Annotated in this window: 12 protein-coding genes; 9 read left to right on the top strand and 3 right to left on the bottom strand. The window is 63.8% G+C overall.

The window, feature by feature from the left end; all coding sequences use genetic code 11:
• Positions 1–15: 15 nt before the first annotated feature.
• Positions 16–11,478: a VCBS domain-containing protein gene (locus tag E8F06_RS01790; RefSeq protein WP_280363602.1), complete on the bottom strand. Its 11,463-nt coding sequence runs from the start codon at positions 11,476–11,478 to the stop codon at positions 16–18.
• 626 nt (positions 11,479–12,104) lie between these two features.
• Here E8F06_RS01790 and E8F06_RS01785 point away from each other — a divergent pair.
• Together E8F06_RS01785 and aspT are read left to right on the top strand one after the other, a co-directional pair.
• Positions 12,105–13,688 carry a mechanosensitive ion channel domain-containing protein gene (locus E8F06_RS01785; RefSeq protein ID WP_280363637.1) on the top strand — a complete coding sequence of 528 codons (1,584 nt, stop codon included), beginning with the start codon at positions 12,105–12,107 and terminating at the stop codon, positions 13,686–13,688.
• Entirely contained in the window at positions 13,685–15,367 is a 1,683-nt protein-coding gene (gene aspT, locus E8F06_RS01780; protein WP_280363600.1) for an aspartate-alanine antiporter, read from the top strand. Before E8F06_RS01785 ends, aspT begins: the two co-directional genes overlap by 4 nt.
• A gap of 143 nt (positions 15,368–15,510) precedes the next feature.
• Here the strand turns inward: aspT and E8F06_RS01775 are convergent, their stop codons facing one another.
• Positions 15,511–15,990 (bottom strand): GNAT family N-acetyltransferase, encoded by a 480-nt coding sequence (locus E8F06_RS01775; protein ID WP_280363598.1) that lies wholly within the window; start codon positions 15,988–15,990, stop codon positions 15,511–15,513.
• A gap of 513 nt (positions 15,991–16,503) precedes the next feature.
• Here E8F06_RS01775 and E8F06_RS01770 point away from each other — a divergent pair.
• The 6 genes from E8F06_RS01770 (at position 16,504) to E8F06_RS01745 (ending at position 20,202) form a co-directional block, all read left to right on the top strand.
• Positions 16,504–16,737, top strand: coding sequence for a helix-turn-helix domain-containing protein (locus tag E8F06_RS01770; protein WP_280363596.1), 234 nt, complete (start codon positions 16,504–16,506; stop codon positions 16,735–16,737).
• On the top strand, positions 16,734–17,996 hold the full coding sequence (locus tag E8F06_RS01765; RefSeq protein WP_280363594.1) for a HipA domain-containing protein: 1,263 nt from the start codon (positions 16,734–16,736) through the stop codon (positions 17,994–17,996). Before E8F06_RS01770 ends, E8F06_RS01765 begins: the two co-directional genes overlap by 4 nt.
• Before the next feature lie 395 nt (positions 17,997–18,391).
• A complete protein-coding gene (locus E8F06_RS01760) occupies positions 18,392–18,631 on the top strand; it encodes a hypothetical protein (RefSeq protein WP_280363591.1) in 240 nt (79 codons plus the stop codon).
• 276 nt (positions 18,632–18,907) lie between these two features.
• A complete protein-coding gene (locus E8F06_RS01755; RefSeq protein WP_280363589.1) occupies positions 18,908–19,051 on the top strand; it encodes a hypothetical protein in 144 nt (47 codons plus the stop codon).
• A 78-nt stretch (positions 19,052–19,129) separates the two neighbouring features.
• Positions 19,130–19,546 (top strand): tetratricopeptide repeat protein, encoded by a 417-nt coding sequence (locus tag E8F06_RS01750; protein WP_280363587.1) that lies wholly within the window; start codon positions 19,130–19,132, stop codon positions 19,544–19,546.
• A 149-nt stretch (positions 19,547–19,695) separates the two neighbouring features.
• On the top strand, positions 19,696–20,202 hold the full coding sequence (locus tag E8F06_RS01745) for a DUF3015 domain-containing protein (protein WP_280363584.1): 507 nt from the start codon (positions 19,696–19,698) through the stop codon (positions 20,200–20,202).
• Between the two features lie 148 nt (positions 20,203–20,350).
• Here E8F06_RS01745 and E8F06_RS01740 read toward each other — a convergent pair whose 3' ends face one another.
• On the bottom strand, positions 20,351–21,574 hold the full coding sequence (locus E8F06_RS01740; protein WP_280363582.1) for an outer membrane protein transport protein: 1,224 nt from the start codon (positions 21,572–21,574) through the stop codon (positions 20,351–20,353).
• A gap of 164 nt (positions 21,575–21,738) precedes the next feature.
• Here E8F06_RS01740 and E8F06_RS01735 point away from each other — a divergent pair, with 164 nt between their 5' ends.
• Positions 21,739–22,050, top strand: a complete 312-nt coding sequence (locus E8F06_RS01735) for a hypothetical protein (RefSeq protein WP_280363580.1) — start codon at positions 21,739–21,741, stop codon at positions 22,048–22,050.
• Positions 22,051–22,308 lie beyond the last annotated feature (258 nt).

Genomic DNA, 22,308 nt, shown 5'->3' with positions numbered 1-22,308 from the left:
GTCCTTGATTCCTGCTCATTCGGGGGTGCCGTTGCCGAGGGCGCGCAGGCGCTCGGCGGCCTCGCGCAACTGGGCGCGGAAACCGGGGGCGGTACGGGTGTCGGACGGCGGTGGCAGCTGTGCCTCGCCTTGGGTGAGGTTCTCCGCGCTGGGGGCAAATACCGATGGGTCGGCCAGCAGGCCATCTGCGCTGAGGTTGATCCGACCATGACGGCCGAGGATCCACGCCAGGTCCAGGTCGCTCTCCACGCGGCTTTCGCGCACCGCACGGGACACGAACTGGCCGGGTGTCTGGCCAAGACGGTTGCCGAGGGTGTCGCTCTGGATTTCCGGAACCCGCCCCAGGGCCAGGTTGCTGCCGTCGGCCTCCCAGCTGGACAGCGTGAGGAGCCGGTCATTGCGTTCCACGACAGGGCCGACGAAGACCACCGGGTCCACGCCGGGTAGCGGCGGGCGGCGGAAGGGATCGAGGTCGTCACGGTCGAAGTGCGGGTCGATCAGGCCACTTTCCGGCGCGGGGATGAAGGGCGCGGCGATGTCCAGGTCGATGACCAGTTGCGCCAGGTCCGTCGCCCCGGCGCGGTCGCCAAGGGTGTAGGTGAAGACATCCTGCAGCACGCGGCCCAGGCCGGCGGCACGCAGTACTTCCGGGCTGGTGAGGTCGATGCTGTAGCTGTAGCTGCCGTCGGCATTGATCACCAGGGTGCCGAAGCGGCCCAGGATGGCCTGGCCGACCACGCCGGCAGTACCGCTGCCGGTCTCGGCGCCGGTGCGGATGCCCACCACCTGCAACTGCTCGCCACCGTCCACGTCCGAGTCGTTGGGCAGCACGTTGCCGCCAGCCTGGGGCGCTGGGGTCTGGTCGCTGGCGACATTGCTGTCGTCGCGGGCGACGGGGTTGTCGTTGGCGCCCTGGATCAGCAGGTTCAGCCGTGCTTCGGACTGGGCACCGGTCGTGTCGCGCATGACGTAGGTGAAGGTTTCGCGCAGGGTTTCGCCGGCGGTACGCAGTGCCTGCACCAACGGGTTGGCGTTATCCAGCACATAGGTGTAGCTGCCATCGGCGTTGAGGGTCAGCGTGCCGTAGCGGCCCACCAGGGCCACGCCGGCGCCAGCGCTGTTGCCCAGTTCGCTGGTGGCTGAGAGGACTTGCCGGGTTTCGCCGTTGGCGACGCTGTCCACGTCCTGGTCGTTGGTCAGGACATTGCCGGACGGATTGCTGCCGGGGATGTTGTTGCCCACGCCGCCGGCCTCCACCGCCGTGCTGCCGTCATCCTGGGCGATCGGCGTGTCGTTGCGCCCGTCGATGGTGATGCGCAACTCGGCGGTGTCGGTGTCCAGGTGCGTGTCAGCCAGGGTGTAGGTGAAGGTGTCCACCAGCGTCTGGCCACTGATACGCAACGCCTGCACCTCGGCCAGGCTGTTGTCGACCACGTAGGTCCAGCTGCCGTCGGCGTTCATCGTCAGGTCGCCGTAGTGGCCGCGCAGCACCGTGCCGACGGTCCCGCTGGTGCCGCTGCCGGCTTCCGTACCGGTGCGGATGCCTGTCACCGACAGCGGCTGCCCTTCGAGGTCGGAGTCGTTGTTCAGCACGTTGCCGCTGGGGTTCAGGCCGGGGGTGTCGTTGTTCAGGCCGCCGGCCTCGACGGCCGTGGCCTCATCGTCGAAACCATCCGGGGCGTCGTTGCGGCCGACGACGATGATCGACAGTTGCGCCAGGTCGGTGAGACCGCCGAGGTCGGTCACTTCATAGGTGAAGTGATCTACCAGGGTGTCCAGCAGGTCGAGGGCGAGCACGTCCGGGTTGGAAATGTCGATGGTGTAGTGGTAGCTGCCGTCGGCATTGATCACCAGCGTGCCGTACTGGCCGACCAGCACGCTGCCGACCGTGCCAGCGGTGCCGCTGCCGTTTTCCGGCCCCGTGCGGATGCCGGTGACGGTGAGCTGGTCGCCCTGGTCGACATCGCTGTCGTTGGGCAGCACGTTGCCGCTGGGGTTGAGCACCAGGCCGTCGCCATTGTCGGTGATGCCGATGTTCAGGTCGTCCTGGGCGACCGGAGCGTCCCAGGCACCCTGGACGGTGATGGTGAACTGGGCAATGTCCTCGGCGCCGGCGGTGTCGCGCATGCGGTAGCTGAAGACTTCCTGCAGGGTGTCGCCCGGTTTGAGGGCCTGGACCGCCGCCAGGTCGTTGTTCACCACGTAGGTGTAGGTGCCGTTGGCGGCAATCGTCAGAGTGCCGTAGGTGCCCGCGATCACCTGGCTGCCGCTCACGGCGGTGAAGGTGCCGCCCGCGGATTCGCTGCCGGTGCGGATGCCGTCGACCGCCTTGCTGTCGCCGGCGTCCACGTCGCGGTCGTTGTGCAGCAGGTTGCCGCTCGGGTTCACGCCCGGCGTAGCGTTGCCGGTGCCGCCGGCTTCCACGGCCACGGTGCTGTCGTCCACGGCCAGCGGATTGTCATTGCGCCCCTGGATGGTGATGGTCAAGGTGGCGGTGCTGGTGGCGCCGGCCAGGTCGCGGATGGTGTAGCTGAAGGACTCGCTCAGCGTATCGCCGGCAGTGAGCAGTGCCTGCACCAGTGGGTTGTCGTTGTCGACGACGTAGGTGTAGCTGCCGTTGGCGTTCAGCGTCAGGGTGCCGTATTGCCCGATGAGGCCACCGCCGACAAGGCCGTCGACACCGCTCTGGCTCACATCCACGACCGTGAGCGTCTCGCCGAACCGGTCGACATCGGTGTCGTTGTCCAGCACGTTGCCGGTGGCGTCGGTGCCCAGGATGTCGTTGTTCAGTCCTCCGGCCTCGATGGCTGTGGCGCTGTCGTCGTTGGCCACCGGCGTGTCGTTGGCGCCCTCGATGGTGATGTTCAGCAGGGCGATGTCGGTGGCACCGGCGGTGTCGATGACGCTGTAGTTGAAGGTGTCGATCAGCGTATTGCCGGCGCGCAGGGCCTGCACTGCAGCCAGGTTGTTGTCCAGGCGATAGCTGAAGCTGCCGTCGGCGTTCAGGGTCAGCCAGCCATATTGGCCACGCAGTTCGCTGCCGAGGGTGCCTGCCGAGCCGACGCCTTCCACGGCACCGGCCCGTACCGATTCCACCGCCTGGGTTTCACCGTAGTCGATGTCGTCGAGGGCGCCCCCGTCGACGTCGGTGTCGTTGCCCAGCACGTTGCCGCTCGGGTCCACACCGGCGCTGCCGTTGTTCACCCCGCCGGCCTCCACGGCCGTGGCGGTGTCGTTGGTTGCCACCGGGTTGTCGTTGCGGCCAAGGATGAGGAGTACCAGCTGCGCTGACTGGGGCGCTTCCTGGCCATCGGAGATGGCGTAGGTGAAGCTCTCGATCAGGAAGTCCGAAAGCTGGCGCAGGGCTTCGACTTCCGGGTTGGTGTTGTCCAGCACGTAGGTGTAAGTGCCGTCGGCGTTCAGCGTCAGCGTGCCGTATTGGCCGTCGAAGGCCTGGCCGATCACGCCATTGGTGCCCAGGGTGTCGTTGCTGATCGAGATCACGCTCAGCGGGTCGCCGTCCGGGTCGACGTCGAACACCAGGGCGTCGCCGGAGGGGTCGAGGCCCGCCTGGCCGTTGGCCACGCCACCGCGTTCGACCGCGATGTTGAAGTGGTTCTGGGCGATGGGCGGGTCGTTGATGCCACGGACGGTAATCACCAGTTGTGCCTGATCCGTCAGGCCATTGGTGTCGACGATCTGGTAGGTGAAGGTCTCGGTCAGGGTCTGTCCGGCCTGCAACGCCTGCACCGTGGGGTTGGCGCTGTCCACGTCATAGGTGAAGGAACCATCGGCGCCGATGCGCAGCAGGCCGAAGTTGCCCAGCAGCAGGGTAGCGCCGGTGGTGCTGGTAGAACCGGCAGCCACCCCGATCAGCACGCCGCCTGCGGTTTCCAGGCCCGAGCGCACACCGTTGACCTTGAGCTGGGTGTTGGGTCGGTCGGCGGCGTCGACATCGTTGTCCACGCCATTGCCGCCGGGCTGGGTGATAGGGCCGGGGCGGCTGGGGAAACGGATGACGTTGCCGCTGGGGTTGCTCTCGCCAATGGCGTTGGGGCCGGAACCGGCCTGGGCCACGGCCTGGTCATCGCTGGCCACGGGGTTGTCGTGGTTGCCGCGAATGGTGATGCGCAGCTCGGCCAGGTCGTTCAGGCCCGCCGCATCGGTAACCTGATAGGTGAAGATGTCGGACAGCGTGTCGTTGGGGCCCAGACGCTGTACCGCGGTGCTGTTGTCGTTGATCACATAGCTGTAGCTGCCATCGGAGCCGATGGTGAGGATGCCGTAGGTGCCGCCGAGGCTGACGCTGCCACCATTGGGCACGATGAACATCAGGCCGGGTGCGAGTTCTCGCAGGTTGCGAATACCACTGACACGTTTGGTTTCGCCGTAGTTGATCGGGTCCGCCGGGTTTTCGCCGCCGTCCACGTCCAGGTCGTTGGTCAGTACATTGCCGGTGGCATTGGAACCTGCAACCGGGAAACCGACGGGTGGGTTATCGCCGGGGTTGCCGATATCGGTGTTGTTGACGCCACCTTTCTCGATGGCCGTGCCCGTGTCATCGATGCCTACCGGGGTGTCGTTGGCGCCCTGGATGACCACTGAGAAGACGGCCGAGGATTGCAGCGGCGGCCCGCCGATGCCGATGTCCGAGATCACGTAGGTGAAGTTCTCGGTCAACTGCTGAGAGGCCAGGCGCAGCGCCTGCACCTCGGGATTGGCGTTGTCGACGATGTACTGGTAGGCGCCGTTGGCCTGGATCACCAGCTTGCCGTAGCGCCCGAGCACTTCCACCGAGCCAAGCGCTGGAACCGAGACCACGACGCCGAGCGGAGAGGTGACCGATCTGACGTTGATCTGGTCGCCGTTGGTGGCGATATCGACATCGGTATCGTTGTCCAGCAGATTCCCGCGCGGGTTGATGCCCGCAATGATGTTGGCGGTGCCGCCGGCTTCCAGCGCCGTGGCGTTATCGTTCACCGCGTGCGGCGCGTCGTTCACCGGGTCGAGCCGGATCACCAGGAAGTCGCTGTCGGTGCGTGCGTCGGCCAGTTCGCCAGGAATGCCGTTGCCATTGAAGTCGCCGTAGTTCCCCAGGTCGTTGGTCACCACTTCGAGGAAGTCGACGCCGTTGAAATCCCGGTTGCCCAGGTAGCGAAGGCCGGCGAGGGCGGCATTGATGTCGGCGATCCGTCCCACCAGCAACAGGTTCGCGGTGCCGGCGCCGGTGACTGTCACCCCGGTGGTTGCGCCGGTAAGCGACAGGGTTCCGCGCAGCACTTCGAGGCTGACCTGGATGGCGCGGCCGTTGACGTTGGGATCGCGCTCGGCGTCGACGTCGCTGACCCTGATTCCCGGAATGGCCAGCGGCGTGTCCTCCAGGCCCGGCTGGAAGCCCGGCAGGCTGTTGACCGGCGCATCGTTGATTTCCACGTAGCCGGAGTTGGCCTGCTGCGCGGCGCCTTCTCCAAGGGTTACCCGGACCTGGCCGAGGGTGCCGCCATCGGTGTCGATGCGTACGCGCAGCTCACCGAACTGGGCGATGCTGTTGACCGTAGTGGGCGCATCGATGCGGTACAGCCCCGAGGGCAGCACGCCGAAGCTGAAGCGGCCATTGGCGTTGGTGGTCGTGGTGAAGGTCTTGTCGTCGCCATTGCCGAGCACGCCGTCCTTGCCGGCCCAGATCAGTTTGATGGTCTGGTTGGCGATGGCCAGCTCGTAGGCCGGTGTGCCGGGAACCGGGTCCGGGTCGGGCGTCCGGTCATTGGGGGCGGTGGCGGCCGTGCCCGTGTCGTTCCACAGGGTGCCGCTGATGATGCCGAGGCCGGCGCCTTCGCGAAGTACGTAGTTGTTCAACGTCGTACCGTCCGGGCCGGGGCCGTCCGCGCCGGTACGTTCACCCGCCGCGGTGCCGTCTGTGCCGACTGCCGTGCCACCCCAACTGGTGAAGGTTTCCGGCAGGCTGCTCCAGCGCAGGGTGGCATCGGTGCTGGCGATGGTCGCGCTGTTCGGCACCTGCACGCTGTAGACCACGCTGACGCTGGTGCCGGAGTTGATTTGCGCAATGTCCACGGTCACGCCGCCCGTGGTGCTGAAGCTGACGCCGGCCGGCAGGTTGCCCGGATTGTAGGTGGTGCCGCCGATGGTGATGCTCAGCAGGCTGTAGTTGCTGCCGGTGGGGAAGCCATCGGTCAGGTGTACGTCATAGGCCGGCAGGCTGCCGTTAGAGGTGAACCCGACCGTAACGGTAGCGGTCCCGAGGGTGCCACCGGGATTGGCGTTGAAGTCGGTGACCGTCTTGTCCAGGTTGGTAAAGCCGGGTTCGACGATGCGCTCGAACAGGGTATCGCTGGTGGTGCGGACAATGCCGTTGACGCGGTCATGCACCGTGACACCAAGCTGCTTGGTGTTCTGGTTGCCGAGGCTGTTGTCCACCCGGGCGTTGAACTCGAAGACCACGCCTTCGAGGTCGTCGTCGTTGCCGTCGTTTCCGTTGCCGAAGGGGCCGTTGGTGAGGTTGCCGAGGTTCAGGGTCACCACCTGCCTGCCGTTGGCGTCGGTGTCGAGCACCACGTAGATCGGGTTGATCACGCCGGTCGGGGCTGCGCCGGAAAGGTTGGGCGTAATCAGCTGGGCTTCCGGGCTGTTTTCATTGCCGATGATCTGCAAGGTGCCGCCGATGATCAGGTCGCCCAGGCTGGTGACCAGGCCGCCATCGGAAATGAAGCCGATGCGCATGGTACTGATGTCATCCACCGTCAGGCCGTCGTCCAGGGTGATGATCAGCTGATAATTGGGGTTGCTGCCTTCAGGCACCAGCACGGCGGCGCGGTAGCGGATGATCTCGCCGATGCTTACGGTTTCCACGGGCGCATCGGTCGGGTTGGGCGCGGCGGTATCGGAGAGCCCGCCGACCCGCGAGAAGCGGATGGCCTGGGCCACCGGGATGATCAGGGCGCTGCTGCGCTGGTAGTCATTCAGTACGCCGCTATTGAGCAGGCCGTCCAGGCCGGTGCGTTCGCCGGCAGGGTCGGCTGCGCCGTTGATGTTGCTGCCGTTGAGGCTGCTCCAGCGGACGTTGGCGAGGTTGTCGAACTCGGCCACGGAGGCGCCGGTGGCGTTCACCACGCCGGTCACGCGGATGACGAGGGTACCGCCCTTGGCGATGTCGACATTGCCGGTGTTGATCAACGTGCGACCGGTCGGGTCGAGCCTGAAGCGGGCGCTGATATCGGTACTGACCCCGCCCACGGTATAGATCGCGCTGACCACAGTGAGCTGGTCCATTTCGGTGGGCAGCTGGCTGGAGAAGGCGATGTCGAAGGCGTCGTAGTCGCTGCCGGCGTTGCCGTTGGCAATGGTGACGCTGAAGTCGACCCGGTCGCCCTCGTCGAAGCCCAGGCCAGGGTTGGTGATCAGCTGCTGGGTGAGCTGCAGGGTCGGTTCCTGAATGGTGATCGAGGGCTTGGTGCCGGTCAGGTTCACATCACGATTCAGCGGCGTGGTGCCGTTCGGTGTGTTGCCATCGGGGTCGCTGTAGCTCAACCGGGCATCGTTCTGCCGCACGCCGCCGGCCTGGTTGCCGATGACGTTGCTGGCCACCAGGCGAACGCGGATGACGAAGCTGTTGTTGCCGGTGTTGTTGTCGCCCGCCGCACCGGCAGCGGTGAAGGTAAAGCGTGCATCGGTGCCATCGGTCCCCAGGGTTCCCGTTGGGGCGGTAATGCTGCCGACGGTGACGGTGCCGGCGAAGTTGGCGGTCAGTGCGCCGCCGGCGGTGGTGATCAGCTGGTAGCCCTGGTTGGCGTTGAAGCCGGTGTCCAGACGCAGGCCGGGCGGGATGAGGTCGTCGATGCGCAGGTTCTGGGTGGTGCCTTCGGGCAGCGTGACGATGATGTCGTAGAGCATGCTCTCGCCGACCACCAGGTTCGCACCGGTGGTGTGGGTGGCGCTGGAGTCGCTGTTATCCAGGCTGCCACCGGCGAAATTCTTGCTGATTACCGGCGCGCTGACCTGCTGGCTGGCGATGTCGGAGAGCGGCGCAGGGACGAAGTTCTGCCCACCTTCGGCGCTGGCGTAGTGGGTGAGCTGAGCGGTGGTCTGCAGGGTGGCACTGGCGCCGATGTTCGCCGCCACTTGCGCGTCATAGGTGATCACCACGACGTTGGCGCCGCTGTTGTCGGCGGCGGTGCCGGGGCGGCCGGCCAGCAGGGCGCCGACACCGGGAGCATCGATGAAGGTGATGGTGTTGGTGGCGTTGTTCACCGTGAAGTGGGTGCCGGCCACCAGTTGCGTGCCGTCGCCGCGATAGATCAGCAGGTTGGCGGCGGAGAGGTTGCCGCCGACGAAGGACAGACCCGGGGGCAGGGTAATGCGTGTGCTGACGTCGTAGGCGTTGCCGCCGCCGTGGTTCTCGATGGCCGTGGCCAGACGCAGGCGGTCACTGGCATCGATGCCGGTGACGTTGCCGTTGACCGCGAGAATGTCGGTGATGCTGCCGCTGAAGGGCCTTCCGGCGGTGCCGGGTGCGTTCCAGGTACCGGTGGTGCCGGTCACCGTGCCGTGGCTGGCGGACACCACGCCGTGGCTCATGTTGAGCACCGGTTCGGCCACCGAGGCGATTAGCGTCACGTCGTCGGTGGTGAGCAGGACGCTCTTGTCCAGGGTGCGGGTCTGGCTCGACTCACCCAGCACGTTGAAGGCGCGCTGGTCGGCGAAGGGTTGGTCGCTGACGGTCAGGGTGAAGTCAATGGCGATGCGGCTGCCAGTGATGCTCGGGTTCACATAGTCGGCGAAGGTGAATACCAGCGAGTTGCCCGGGCCGATGGTGACCGAAGTGGGGCTGTTCGGGTTGGTGTTGCCGGTGGCCAGGCGCCAGATGGTGTTGGGGTCGATGCCGGTCAGGTCGAACAACGGCAGCGGCAGGTAGGCGGTGAGCTTGAAGTTCTCGTAGTCGCCGGTGACCAGGTCATAGCTGAGGCGGAAAGTGACCGAGTCGCCGGGCCGCAATTCGGTTCCAGGCGCCGGGGCGCCACCGCCATTGAGACCGGCCAGGTCTATCTGCACCTGGCTGGTGGGAATGGTGCTGAGGGTGCTGGAGCCGTCGCTCTCGTCGAAGCCGCTGAGGTTGTTCGGGTCGAACAGCACCGTGGCGGTGGCCGTGGCGTTGTTGCCGAAGGAGTCGCCCTCGTTGATCTCGCTGTGTGGGGCGCCCGCGGGGGGCGTATAGCTCTGGGCGACGCGCGCCTGGTAGGCGATCACCGCCAGGGTGGCGCCCTCCAGTCGGTTATCGAAGGCCAGGTCGCCGTTGAGCCACTGGCGGATGCCGAAAGCATTGGCCAGGGATGCGCCGATATTGAAGGTTATGGACGTACTGCCATCGGCGTTGACGATGCTTTGAGAAAGCAGGGCGACTGTCTGGGTGGCGCCGTTCTGGCTGATGGTCAGGGTGGCGGTGCCGGGGATCAGGCTCTGGCCGTCGCCGAGGCGGTCGAAGACCGCAAAGTTACCCGCACCCAGGAAGGTCCTGCCGAAGGCGAAATAGTCGGAGAGGGCGAGGTTCAGGTTGTAGTTCAGGATGTCGCCTGGGCTGAGGCCGGTGGTGCCGACATCGGTGCGTACGCTGACCTGCTTCTCCAGGGTGATGGACTTGGCGACGAAGCTGACGTCGTCTCCGGTTCCGTCGAAGACGATCGGGCCATTGGTGGCGTCGCGCGGGTCCAGGGGCTGCCAGCTGCCGGCAGCGGTGGGAGCGCCGAAGGTGATGGTGACGTCGTCACCCGTGGCGGCATTGAGTACCGGGACGCCGTTGGCATCGGCTTCCGGAACGAAGAAATTCACGCCGGTGGTCGTGGCGCCGGTCAGCGTCGGATAGCGGACGGTGAATTCGCTGATGTACAGGTCGTTGCTGAGGTCGCCGTCGCTGTTCTGCGCCAGGATGCGCTGGATGAACGTCGGATCGGTGACGGTGCTGCCGTTATGGAAGGTGATCGAGGTGATAGTGCCGCCGGCACCGGGCGTGATGCCGGTCACTATGACGTTGTCCGGAACCGGCTGGACCAGCACCACGTCGGTCAGGGTCTGGGAGTCGGCCGGGGTGATGATGACGTCCAGTTCGCGGCCGTAGTTCGGGCCGGTCGCGGTTTCGCCTTCGGGCGTGGTGATGACCTGGTCGAACGTGATCACCGTTGGGTGCACCACATAGCTGTCCGCGTTGGCCGAGGGCTCGAGGATGCTGGGGTCGGTGGCCGGGTTGTTCAGCGAATCGTTGCCGTACTGGAAACCGCTACGGGCGCGGATGGTGAGGTCCGGCGTCGTCCCGGAGAAGGAAAAATCCGTGTCCGCCAGGTCACTCAGCGAAGCCGTCACCTGTACGGTGATGGGCGGCTGGCCCTGGGTGACGCTGGCGAACGGCAGTTCGACCACCACCATCTGGTCGCCAGCGCGCATACCGAAGTCGGCCGCGTTGATGATCAGCGGTTTGCCGTCGGTCCCTACCGCCAGCGGGTGGCTGGCCCGGCCGTTGGCGTCGAAGGTCAGGACATGGGTCGTGAGGTTCTGCCCGAGGTAGGTGGCGGAGACGAAGGTGGCGCCGTCGTCTATCTCTGCGCCGGCACCGTCCTTGCCGGTGGCGGGGAAGAACAGGTCGATGAAGGGCGCGTAGCCGGTGTCGGTGCTGATGTTGGTGAAGGTGACGTCGAAGGTGAAGGTGTCGCCCAGCAGCACATCCGCGCCGCCGGTGAGGGTGGTGCTGGGGCCAGCGGCCAGCAGGCGGTCGTAGGCCGCCGTGGCGGTGGCGGCGAGGGCAATGGGCTTGTCGATGTCGCCGCTGGTGACTTCCAGGTCCCAGTCGCCGCCTGCGCGGGTGCTGCCGGTGTTGTCGCTGGAGGCTGCGACATCGGCGCCGGTCCAGCGCGCCAGCTCGTTGACCAGCGTACGCCCGGCGTTGCCTTCACCTACCTTGCAACCGTAGAGCTGGATGTCGGCCCCTTCGCTGAGGGACTGGCTCCACTGGCTGAGGGGCTGGGCGAACTGCTCGATGTTGTCTGCAGTGAGGGTCGTCTTGCCGAGGGTGAACTCGCCGGACGCGCCGTGGGACAGGATCTGGATGGAGTCGAGCTGGCCGAGTTTCGCGAGGGCGGCAGAGATGGCCGCCAGACCGTCCTGATTGGCCTCCACCACCAGCACGTCGACATTGCCGGGGAGCTGCGCGGTCAGTTGCTCGCGGCCTTCGATGCGGCTGTCCAGCACCAGCAGGTGCCGGCTGGCGGACTGCTGCTGGCCCGGTTCGCTGCGGGCATCGTTGGGGGTGGCGTGGTCAGTGGTGGCCTTGCCGGCGTCACCGTTGTCCTGGTGCTGCTGGTCGACCGCTGCCGCGGCGGCACCGTCGAACAGAATGCGCGGTTCCAGGGCCATGGCGCGGCGCTGGGGTTTGAATACGGGCGGCACGCGCGCGCCGGACTTGGTATCGATATCCATATGTTCACCAAGGGACCCGCCGCGCTCGGCAGGTCATAGCAGTTGAAATTTCGGTGCTACCGACTTCCTGCCCGGACGTGCCGGACAAGGTCTTTGTTCAATCTGCGGTGAACCCGAGCCACGTTCTTCCCGGTCCCGAAAGAGCCGCAGGGCTGCAGTCAGGGGAGGGCGCTTGCGTGTGTCGGGTTCGTCCAGAAGATCTGGTGTTACTGACAGAACTCCATTCTCTGTCAGAAATTTCTGACCCTGAGCCTATCCACGAGATAGCCGAAAATCCAGCCCACTTGTCGCTCCTTTGACAGGAAAGGCCGCCTATTGCGGGCGTTCTGAGAGATTTCTGTGATGAGCTGGGAATTTTCTGCATGCGTTTCTGGCGTCAGAAAAATCCTACTGAGCTCAGGTATGCAAACGCCGGCATCAGAAATGGCTGAAGACCTGCACGTCATCATCTTCCGTCGGCAGGCATCCGCCCGGTTTCCCGCATTGAACTGGTCTAGGCTGCATCTGGCCGGGGGCCCGCTGCATGCACAGCGCAGGCCCGGTAGACATTGAAGTGATTGGCTGGAGCACGATGCATGGGTAAACGGATCTACTGGTGGGGCGCCACGATTTTCTGGGTTATTTCGATGGCGCTTGGCGTCGTTGCCCTGGCGGCGGAGGAGGAGGCCGCCCCTGTAATGGCGGCCCCCGTCGAACTGAAGATCGCCAACCGCAGCATCTTCGTCTTTCGCGGCACCATCCTCGGCGAGTCGCCCGAGGCCCGCGCCAGCCGTGCCCGTGCGGTGATCGGCGAAATGCTCGACGGCACCGAGGAGCCCGGCGTCAGGCTGGATACCATCCAGGACAGCTACCTGGTGCTGCTGGGCGACCGCCGTGCCTTCATTGTCTCGCCAAAGGACGTCGACGCGACCGCGGGCGATGTGCGCGAATCCGCCGAAGACGCAGCGCAGCGATTGCGGCAAGTGGTGGCGGAGTCCGCCGAGGCTCGCAGCCTGCGCTTCCTGCTCACCGCCGGTGGCTACTCGGCGCTGGCCACCTTGCTCTATCTGGGGCTGCTGCGGCTTCTGACACGGGTCCACCAGAAAGCCCTGGCCTGGCTGCCCAAGCGCATGCGCAGGCACACCAGCGCGCTGAAAATCGGCCAGACGCAACTGGTGGACTCCAGCAACCTGTTCCCGGTGGTGCGGCGGCTGCTGGCCTTGCTGTATTGGTCCGTGGTGTTGCTGCTCACCTATGAATGGCTGAGCTTCGTGCTGCAGCGTTTCCCCTATACCCGGCCCTGGGGCGAGAGCCTCAACGAATACCTGATCGAGCTGGTGCGCTACCTGCTCGATGCGGTGGTCAGCGCAATCCCTGGCCTCATCATCGCGCTGCTGATCTTCTTCATCGCGCGGGGTGTCAGTGCCTTCGGCAAACGGTTGCTGGAGCGGCTTTCCCGGCCTGGCACCATCAAGTGGCTCAACGATGAAACGCTGCAGCCCACCACCCGGCTGACGTCCCTGGCCATCTGGCTGTTCGCCCTGGCCATGGCCTACCCGTACCTGCCCGGTGCCGGCACCGAGGCATTCAAGGGCCTGTCGGTGCTGATCGGCCTGATGATTTCCCTGGGGGCTTCCAGCGTGGTGGGGCAGGCCGCCGCCGGGTTGATCCTCACCTACACCCGCACCCTGCGTCCAGGCGAGTACGTGCGTATCGGCGACAACGAAGGCACGGTCACTGAGCTCGGCATGTTCACTACCAGCATCCGCACCGGCCTGGGCGAGGTGCTGACCATTCCCAATTCCATGATCACCGGCTCCGTGACGCGCAACTATTCCCGCGTGGTGCAGGGCGCGGGCTACGTGGTGGATACCACCGTGACCATCGGCTACGACACGCCCTGGCGCCAGGTGGAGGCCATGCTGCTGGAAGCCGCCCAGCGTACGCCCGGCATCCTGCAACTGCCCCGGCCCCAGGTGTTCCAGACCGCGCTGTCGGACTTCTACCCCGAGTACCACCTGGTGGCCCAGGCCGTGCCCAGCGAACCGCGACCGCGTGCCGAGCTGCTGACCATGTTGCACGCCAATATCCAGGACGTGTTCAACGAGTTCGGCGTGCAGATCATGTCGCCGCACTACTTGGGCGACCCGACCCACGAGAAGCTGGTGCCCAGGGAGCACTGGTACGCGGCGCCGGCCAAGTCGCCGGATCAGGGGGAGGGTGATCGGTGATCGACTTCATGCTGGGTGCCCTGCGCTCGAACCCGGAAATTGCCGTGTTCCTGGCCATCGCGCTCGGGGTGCTGCTGGGCCGGGTGCAACTGGGTAGCTTCCACCTGGGCTCCGTGGCCGGTGCCCTGCTCATGGGGTTACTCATCGGCCAGATCGGCCTGGAAGTGCCCCACGAGCTGAAATCGGTGTTCTTCGTGCTGTTCATCTACGCAGTCGGCTTCAAGAGCGGTCCGGAATTCTTCGGTAGCCTGAACCGGGGCACCCTGAAACTGGTGCTGTTCTCCGTGGTGCTCTGCGCCACCGCCCTGGGCGCCATCCTGATGATGAACGCCATCTACCACTTCGACGCGGGCTTCACGGCGGGGCTGGGGGCCGGGGCACTGACCGACACCGCGATCATGGGCACGGCCAGCAGCGCCATTGCCCAACTGCCCCTGGGTGAAGCGGCCAAGGCCCAGCTCAACAGCCACATGGCCATCGCCTACGCCATCACTTACCTGTTCGGCACCATCGGTCTGATCGTCTTCGTCGGCACCGTCGCGCCGAAGCTGCTGGGCGTGGACCTGCGTGCCTCGGCGCGGGAACTGGAGCTGGAACTGGGCATCGCCAGCAATGAAGACATCATCAGCATTCCCTACACGCGCATCGTGGTGCGGGCACACCGGGTCACCTCGGGGGCGGCCGGCTGCACCATTGCCGATATCGAGCGGTTGCACCCGACCATGAGCGTCGAGCGCGTGGTGCGGGGCGGCCAGGTGCACGAGCGCGATCCCGCACTGGTACTGCAGGCAGACGATATCGTCGGCGTCTATGCCTTGCGCGAGGCTGTGGGTGAGCTGGCCGGCTGGATAGGCCAGGAGGTGGATCACCCGGAGTCGCTGTCGTTCCCCACCAAGTCCGCGGATATCGTGCTGACCTCCGTCGACTTCGCCGGCAAGACCGTCCATGACATCCGCTCTCGACTGGTGGGGGCGAACCGGATGGGCTGCTTCATCAACAGCATCACTCGCCAGGGGCTCGAACTGCCCTTGCTGCCGCATACCGTCCTGCGGCGCGGCGACGTGATTTCCCTTACCGGGCGTTCCTCCAGCGTCGACGCACTGGCCGAGCAACTGGGCCGTGTGCGGGAGCGCAGCTACAAGTCCGATATCGCCGTGCACAGCCTGGGCATGGTGCTGGGCGCACTGTTGGGCATGCTCTCGACCCATATCGGGATGATCCCCATCGAGCTAGGAATTGGCGGTGGGGTGCTGGTGGTGGCGCTGCTGATCGGCTGGTACAACTCCCGCCACCCCGAGGTCGGCGCCTTGCCGCCGGCGGCCCAGTGGGCCTTCTCCGAGTTCGGCCTGACCGCCTTCGGTGCAGTGGTAGGGTTGCTGGCCGGTCCGGCAGCCATCGCGGCGATGCAGGAGCAGGGCGTCGCACTGCTGATTTCCGGGGTGGTGGTGACCCTGCTGCCGCCCCTGGTGGCGCTGTACTTCGGCCGTTACGTGCTGCGGCTGCACCCGATGATCCTGTTCGGCGCGCTGGCCGGCGCACAGACCGAAGCCGCCTCGATGAACAAGATCATCGAGCTGTCCGGCAGCAACACCCCGGTGGTTGGCTTCACGGTCTGCTACGCCATCTCCAACGTGCTGTTGGCGGTATGCGGGCCGATCATCGTGTTCGCGTCGAGCTAGGGGCGTGTTGCACCCGGCGAAGGGAATCGATTTCTGCTCGAACCTGTTGGGCCTCGTTCCTCGGACCAACCTACGGCAGGACTGCGTCCTGCTTGGCGAATGAATTCGCCCCTACAGAGCTCCTCTCCCTCGCGGAAGGTGATTCACAGGGAGTTACCAGCGGGGCTCAAGATCGATTTGCGCATGAACACCCGAGCGAAACCGTCCTCCACCGCCCGATGGGTTTCCAAATAACCGAGCTTTTTGTAGATCTCGATGTTCTCGGTCATCCGCTCATGGGTGTAGAGGCGAACAGCAGCGCATCCGGCCTGCCGCGCGAGTTCCTCACAGAACGCCATCAGCAATTTCCCGATGCCCTGGCCTTTGAAACGAGGCAGTACGGCAACGTTGGCCAGCAGCATTTCGTCCCCTTCCTTGCACATCACCAACACGCCAGCCACTACCGAATCCAAGGAAGCGACATAAACGTCGGCGTCCGCGATGAGTTGTCGATAGTCATCAAGCATCGGGCCGGGCTTCTTTCCGATCCTGGCGATGTACGGGGAGTAGGCCTCGCTGACCAATGCAGTGATGGCGTCGGCGTCCGCCACAGCTGCCCGCCGGATGGGTGTCACAGGTTGCAATGCTGGTCTCCTGATGGAATGAGGGGCCTGTCCAGCCAGTGTAAGGGGCTCAAATGGTTTCATGGCGCCGCGCTGAGCTGGATATTGGCCGGAGCAGTATTTCGGCTTTCTCCCCCGAAGCTGGGGGGTATTTCCGGGCTGGAATCGGGTCTCCGCACCCAGCGTCCGATGGGCAGTTGTAGAATCATCCCGAGGGCTGGCTCAGTACGTCGCAACCCTGCTCAGTTCAGGGTTTCCAGCCATAAGCCGGTGTCGATCTTCGACAGTTCGTGCCTGTGATTTCGACACTTCTTCGACACTCTCGTCGCTCTCGTAGGGCTAGCCAACAATCGAAACCATAGCTTCGATACCCGCCTGAAGCACACTGCTAAATATAAAAATAGAAACCATAGTTTCGTTTTACACAGAAAAGGAGTATTGCTCTCCAGAAGTGAAACCATAGTTTCGATTTGGCTTGACCACGCCTTGCTCCCTTCTACAATCGAAACCATAGCTTCGAAACGGATATCCCAAATGGATCAGCACTCGTACGTCCCCATTCGCACACCGGAAGATCTCGGCAAGGTCGTTCGCGAGGTACGGAAAAAGCAGCACATTCGTCAGGAAGACATGGCAATGCTGATTGGTAAAAGCCACGTGCATCTGCGCGATATCGAAAAGGGCAAGCCAACAGTCTCCCTCGGGAGTGTGCTGCAACTGCTCGATGAGCTGGGCATTCGGGTCTATCTGGACGTGCCGAAGCCATGAGGCAGTTGGAAGTCACCATAAACAACGAGCATGTCGGCAGCCTGATCGACCAGAACGGTGTATGGGCGCTCGAGTACTCATCTGACTGGCTGAATAACCCTCGATCATTCGACCTCTCACCCACACTTCCCCGCTCTGCAGGGCGAGTCGTGGATGGCTCTACGGAACGTCCTGTTCAGTGGTTCTTCGACAACCTGCTGCCAGAAGAGCAGGCCCGTCAGTTGCTGGCCAGCGACGCGAAAATCGAGTTTGCAGATGCCTTCGGGCTCCTGGGCTACTACGGTGCTGAATCGGCGGGAGCCATCACGCTTCTGCCAGGATTTGAACCAATACCCGATGGCGGGCTCCAGCCGCTCCCTGACGACATGCTCAGCCAGCGAATCAGGAACCTCCCCCGGGTATCGCTGACCACTGGAGCACCCAAGCGAATGTCGCTGGCAGGCGCCCAACACAAGTTGCCTGTCGTGGTCCTGGACGGCGTGTTGTACGAGCCAATCGGCAGCCGGCCATCAACTCACATCCTCAAGCCGAACCACCCGGAAACAGACCAGTACGACAACAGCGTGGCCAATGAATGGTTCGTTATGTCTGTCGCCCAAATGGCCAGGCTGAATGCTGCCCCCGTAGATCTTCACCGCGTCCCGGAGCCGGTTTATCTGATTGAGCGTTTTGACAGGCAAGTAGTCGACGGCCAACTGAAACGCCTGCATGTCCTGGACGGTTGCCAGTTACTGGGACTGGATCGCCAGTTCAAATACCAACAGGCCTCGATGACGACGCTTCAACACATCGTCAGTCTCTGTCGCCGGAAAGCCGAAGCACGAATCCAGCTATTCAATTGGCTGGTTTTCAACATCCTGGTCGGCAACAACGACGCCCACCTGAAGAACCTCTCTTTTTACGTCACAGCGGACGGCGTTGACCTTACACCTCACTACGACCTGCTCTGCACAGCGATATATACCGCAAGCAAGGAATCGGCCCCCTGGCTGGACGCTGAGCTGGTATGGAAGGTGGAAGGCATGCGAACACACGCCGAAGTGACCAGGGAGCATGTGCTCTACATGGGCAGCCACCTCGGACTACCGAACAGGATTGCCGCCAAGCTGATGGATGAGCTTGTGAAAGCGACCCTGGAAGCTGCCGATCATCTCCTGCAAAGCCTGCCAGAGCACTTCCTTGCCGGTGAGAGATACCTGCTGCGCCGAATTGTTCATGGCGTCATGCGAGACATGGCTGCAAAGCTGCGTACGCCCTGACTCACGAGGAACGCCAAGGCATGAAGACCTAGCCCGTTATCCCCCGGGCTCTGGCCCACCTGAGTGAAGCGACTGAGCAAACCGCACTGGTTTTTTCGACACTCTGGAGCGAGCCCGAAAAGAAAAACCCCTGAAATTCTAAGAATTTCAGTGGTTTAGGCTATTGAGTATGGCGGGAAGATAGGGATTGAACCCTATCCCGCGTATCCCTTCGTCACGGGCTTGCTTGCCCTGCTCGCGCCATTCGAATCGACCGCTATTGCTCAACGACCAGTTCAGGTGCGCCCCTTGCATAGGTAGCAGTCAGGACGTCATGGGCCCCAATTGCCCAGGCGCAGGGTAGCGAGGTCGGCAACCCGACCTCGAAGTGGGCATTTCGGTCAAAGGAAGAAACCATGGATAGAGAAACCTTGGAACTGCTGGAAGATTTGTTCGAGCAAGCGGCACTGGATGTGCTGGCCAACGGCTTCGCGAGAGTCAGCATCCGGCTCCCCAACCCGACCCGCGAGCGAGTCCAGCACGCCGGGGAGTTCCTCCTGGAGCGTGCGGCGGAAAGTTTTCCGGCACTTGATCCCTATGTTTCATCCAATGCGGATGGGACCATCAACCTGGTCCTGGATCGCCGGCGGGCTTAGTCAGTCAGCCAACTCGAAGTCTGGCAACTTGAAGGTCTTTTCGTTCATCTCCTGCGTCGGCCCGTAAAAGCGGATCGCCGGAAGAGGCCGCTTGCCGGACGTTGGAATCCAGTTCGACTCCAGGCCTGTTGACTGACCCAGCCCGACGGTTGGCTATCCATTGGCACGATATGCAAAGTTCCTGACGTGAAATGACAATTTCTCCGGAATCGTCCTCTGCACACTTGGGCCACCTACAACAAGAAATCAATCCGGCCGCCCCGGATGGAGGTCCATATGCGTGACCATCTCGCTTACCTGTTCACGCCCACCCTGCTGGGCATCCTGTTACTGATCGCGCTGCTCGGCGAGCAACCGCCAACGCGTCCCAGCTACGCGAATGGTGTTCCGCTCGTCAGCCTCAGCCAGATTTTTCACTGATCCATCGCCCCTCCGACTGGGCAAGGTCTGGATCAGGCCGTAGGCCAGGTGCCTGCGGCAGCCCCCGGCACTTCGATCATGCACGTCTTCATGTTGCTGCGTCGGAGTGTGTCCGATGGGAATGGCCGATCTGTTGGCGGGCGCCTCAATCTGGCGGTGATGCCGGCCGCCGCTCACGGCAACCTGGCCTACATGCTTGCCCTGTTTCTTGTGGAACGGGGCAGGGCAGAGGAAGCGCTGAACTGGATGGAAAAGGCTGCGGTCGAACTGCCCGGCAACTCGCGCATCCGCTACTACCAGGGGCTGCTGGCTGCACTGCGCAGCGGGCTGGAGCGGTCCCCGAATGATCCCGATCTGCTCTATTTACTGATCTACCTGCATGCCGCGGAAGGCGAGCGAAGCGCGGCGTTCGGTTACGTCAAACGCATGCGTGAAGCGGCGCCGGATGATCCGCGCCTGCAGGCGATCAAGCCGTATTGGCAGCAGCAACAGTGATGCAGGCGGAGGACTTTTCGCGCTGTGGTTTGAAAGTCGCAGGTTCGTCGCCTACATATTCAGGGAGTTCGCGTGTCGTCCAGTGGTGCAGTCGAACGAGTTGTCATGCGTCTATAACAAGCCTCTGCAAAGACCAAGGAACAAAGGAAATGACCAAAAAACTGATGGGTAAAGCGCTGATCTTCGGACTTCTCGGCACCGTTGGTGTGATGGCGCAAGCCGCCGAGGGCAAGGGCGGTGGTTGCGGCTGGGGCAACATGGTGTTCGACGGCCAGCGTGGCCTGGCCCCGCACCTTCTGGCCACCACCACCAACGGCACCTCGGGCAACGCCACCTTCGGCCTGACCTCCGGTACCAACGGCTGCGACTCCAGCGTGACCATCCGCTACGGCGGCCGCTCGCTGTTCGCCATGAACGGCATGCTCGACAACATCGCCGAAGACATGGCCCAGGGCCAGGGCGAGGCGCTGGATGCCTATGCCACCCTGCTGGGTATCGAACAGGGTGACCGTGCCCACTTCGCCCAGGTCGCCCAGGCGAACTTCTCCAATATCTTCGTCGCGCCTGACACGACCGGTGATCAGGTGCTCGCCAACACCCTGGACGTGATGAGCCGCGACCAGCAACTGGCCCGCTACGTCAAACAGCCGAGCTGATACCACGTACAAGCAAAATGCCCTCTTCGGAGGGCATTTTTTTGGGTGGCGGAATAACTGTAGGAGCGAGCTCCGCTCGCGAAAAGCGGCGTTCCGTTGGGCCTCGTTCCTCGGACCAACCTACGGCAGGACGGCGTCCTGCTTGGCGCTAGAAGTGGTAAGCCCCGGAAACGATCACGGCGTACGGGTGCTCGGTTTCACCTACGACGCGCCCGCGCACGGCCGAGGGGCCGGTATCCACGGGTGATTTGCCGAAGTTCACCAGGTGCAGGTCGAATTCGACGGCCTTGCCATTGCGGTAATCGACCTGCACCCCGGCGCCCACGCCCCACATCCGGTCCAGTGGCATGGCCAGCGTGCGCTTGCTGTCGTCGACCGGCGCCTGGACGTAGAAGGTGTCGAGCGTGTAGCGAAGTCCGCCGTTGGCGGGAAAACCGTATCCCAGGGTGCCTGCCCAGAAGTTGTTGAAACCGCTGTCCTCCACGTCGAGGGTTTCGCCGTCCAGCGATATCGAGTTGGCCCCGAACCGGGAAAACTCGACCCACGCGATGTCGGCAACGATGAAGGCCCCCGAATCCAGTTCGTGGTAAACGCCACCGATGATGCGCTGTGGCATGACCTGTTCGACCTCGATCTCGTCGCTCAGGATGCCCCGTTCGAGCAAACCGCCAATCACCGGGCCGGTGTTGCGGAACTTGAGGTCGCCATCGATATCGGTTTTGGACTCGCTCGTGTAGACCAGGCCGAAGCGTGTCTTCTCAGTCATTTCCCAGAGCAGCGAGAGGCTGAAGTTGGTGCCGACGCCGTCGAGGTCGGCCTCGAGCTTTCCATCGGCGGCACCTGGCACCAACGTGTTGATGGCAACTTCAGACTGTGAAGCGATGTAGTTGATGCCCACTGACGCACCGACCGACCATTGCTCGTTGATTCGCCAGGAAAGCGCCGGCGTCACGGCGACATAGACCAGCGAATAGCTGTCGGTGTAGTAGCGGCCGGCCCAGTCCGAACCGTATTCCGAACCGAACCCGGAGGGAATGGTGAGCGAGATCCCGGCATGCAGAGAATCGGTGAGCGGCCTCACGTAGTAGGCCTGGGGCACCATGACTGGGTTGAGATCGTTGTCCGGGTCTCCGCCGCTGGTGGTGGTCTGTCCCTCATCCACCTCGAACTTGCCCAGCCCGGTCGCCTGCAACAGGCTGATCGTCGCGGTGGGCTTATCCAGCCGCGCCATGCCGGCTGGGTTGTCACTGGCGGTTTCCGCGCTGTCGGCGCTGGCCGCGATACCGGCAAAACCCGCCGAACCGGCAACAACCGGCGATGTGCCCAGGCACGCCAGCATGCCGGATAACACCCGAAGCGATGTCGCTCGCATGGAAGTTCCCCCTGATCGACCAAGATGTGGCGTATTACCCGATGCTGAATGCCCCCAAAGGATCATAGACGCTGGATCAGGCTTGCCCTGCGCAGCGTCGCGTCGCCAGCGGGTCTACCATCTTTTCCAGACACAACACTCACCGACACCCTGGAGGCCTGCGCATGACTGACCGTTACTCCTGGACCCGAGAGATAGCAGAGGACCGGGCAGTTGCCGGAGCCGCCTTGATTCCGGTCGAGTTGCGGGAGATGATCGACGGCCTGGATACCGGCGCGATCAAACCCTTCTATGCCGCCGTAGCCAATCTCGCCTTCTCGGCCGCTGACCAGTGCGACGAGTACGACGGCTACTGCATCGGCCTGATCGACGCCGCCTACCAGCGAGGTGAGTTAGGGCCAGTGGAGCACGATGAACTGCGGGCGTTCATCGTGTCTCTCTGTACAGCCGTTCGCCAGGGCAAGCCGCCAGCGTAGCGCGAAGCGATCTGGCAGGTGTTGTGGGGGCGATTTCAATCGCGATTGGCCGGCGAAGCTGGCCCGTAGGGTGGATGACGCTCTTTTCATCCACCGACCCACGGTAGCCAAGTCTCAATACCGCAACGTTGGGCCTCGTTCCTCGGACCAACCTACGGCAGGACGGCGTTCTGCTTGGCGAATGAATTCGCCCCTACAGGAATACCCTGCGTGGGGAACTGTTGTGGGGGCGATTTCAATCGCGATTGGCCGGCGAAG

The sequence above is a fragment of the Pseudomonas sp. BN411 genome (assembly GCF_029871235.1).
In the GTDB taxonomy this organism is placed as follows: Bacteria; Pseudomonadota; Gammaproteobacteria; order Pseudomonadales; family Pseudomonadaceae; genus Metapseudomonas.
The sequence above is the reverse complement of the archived record's forward strand: the minus strand, read 5'-3'. Positions and strand labels throughout refer to the sequence as shown.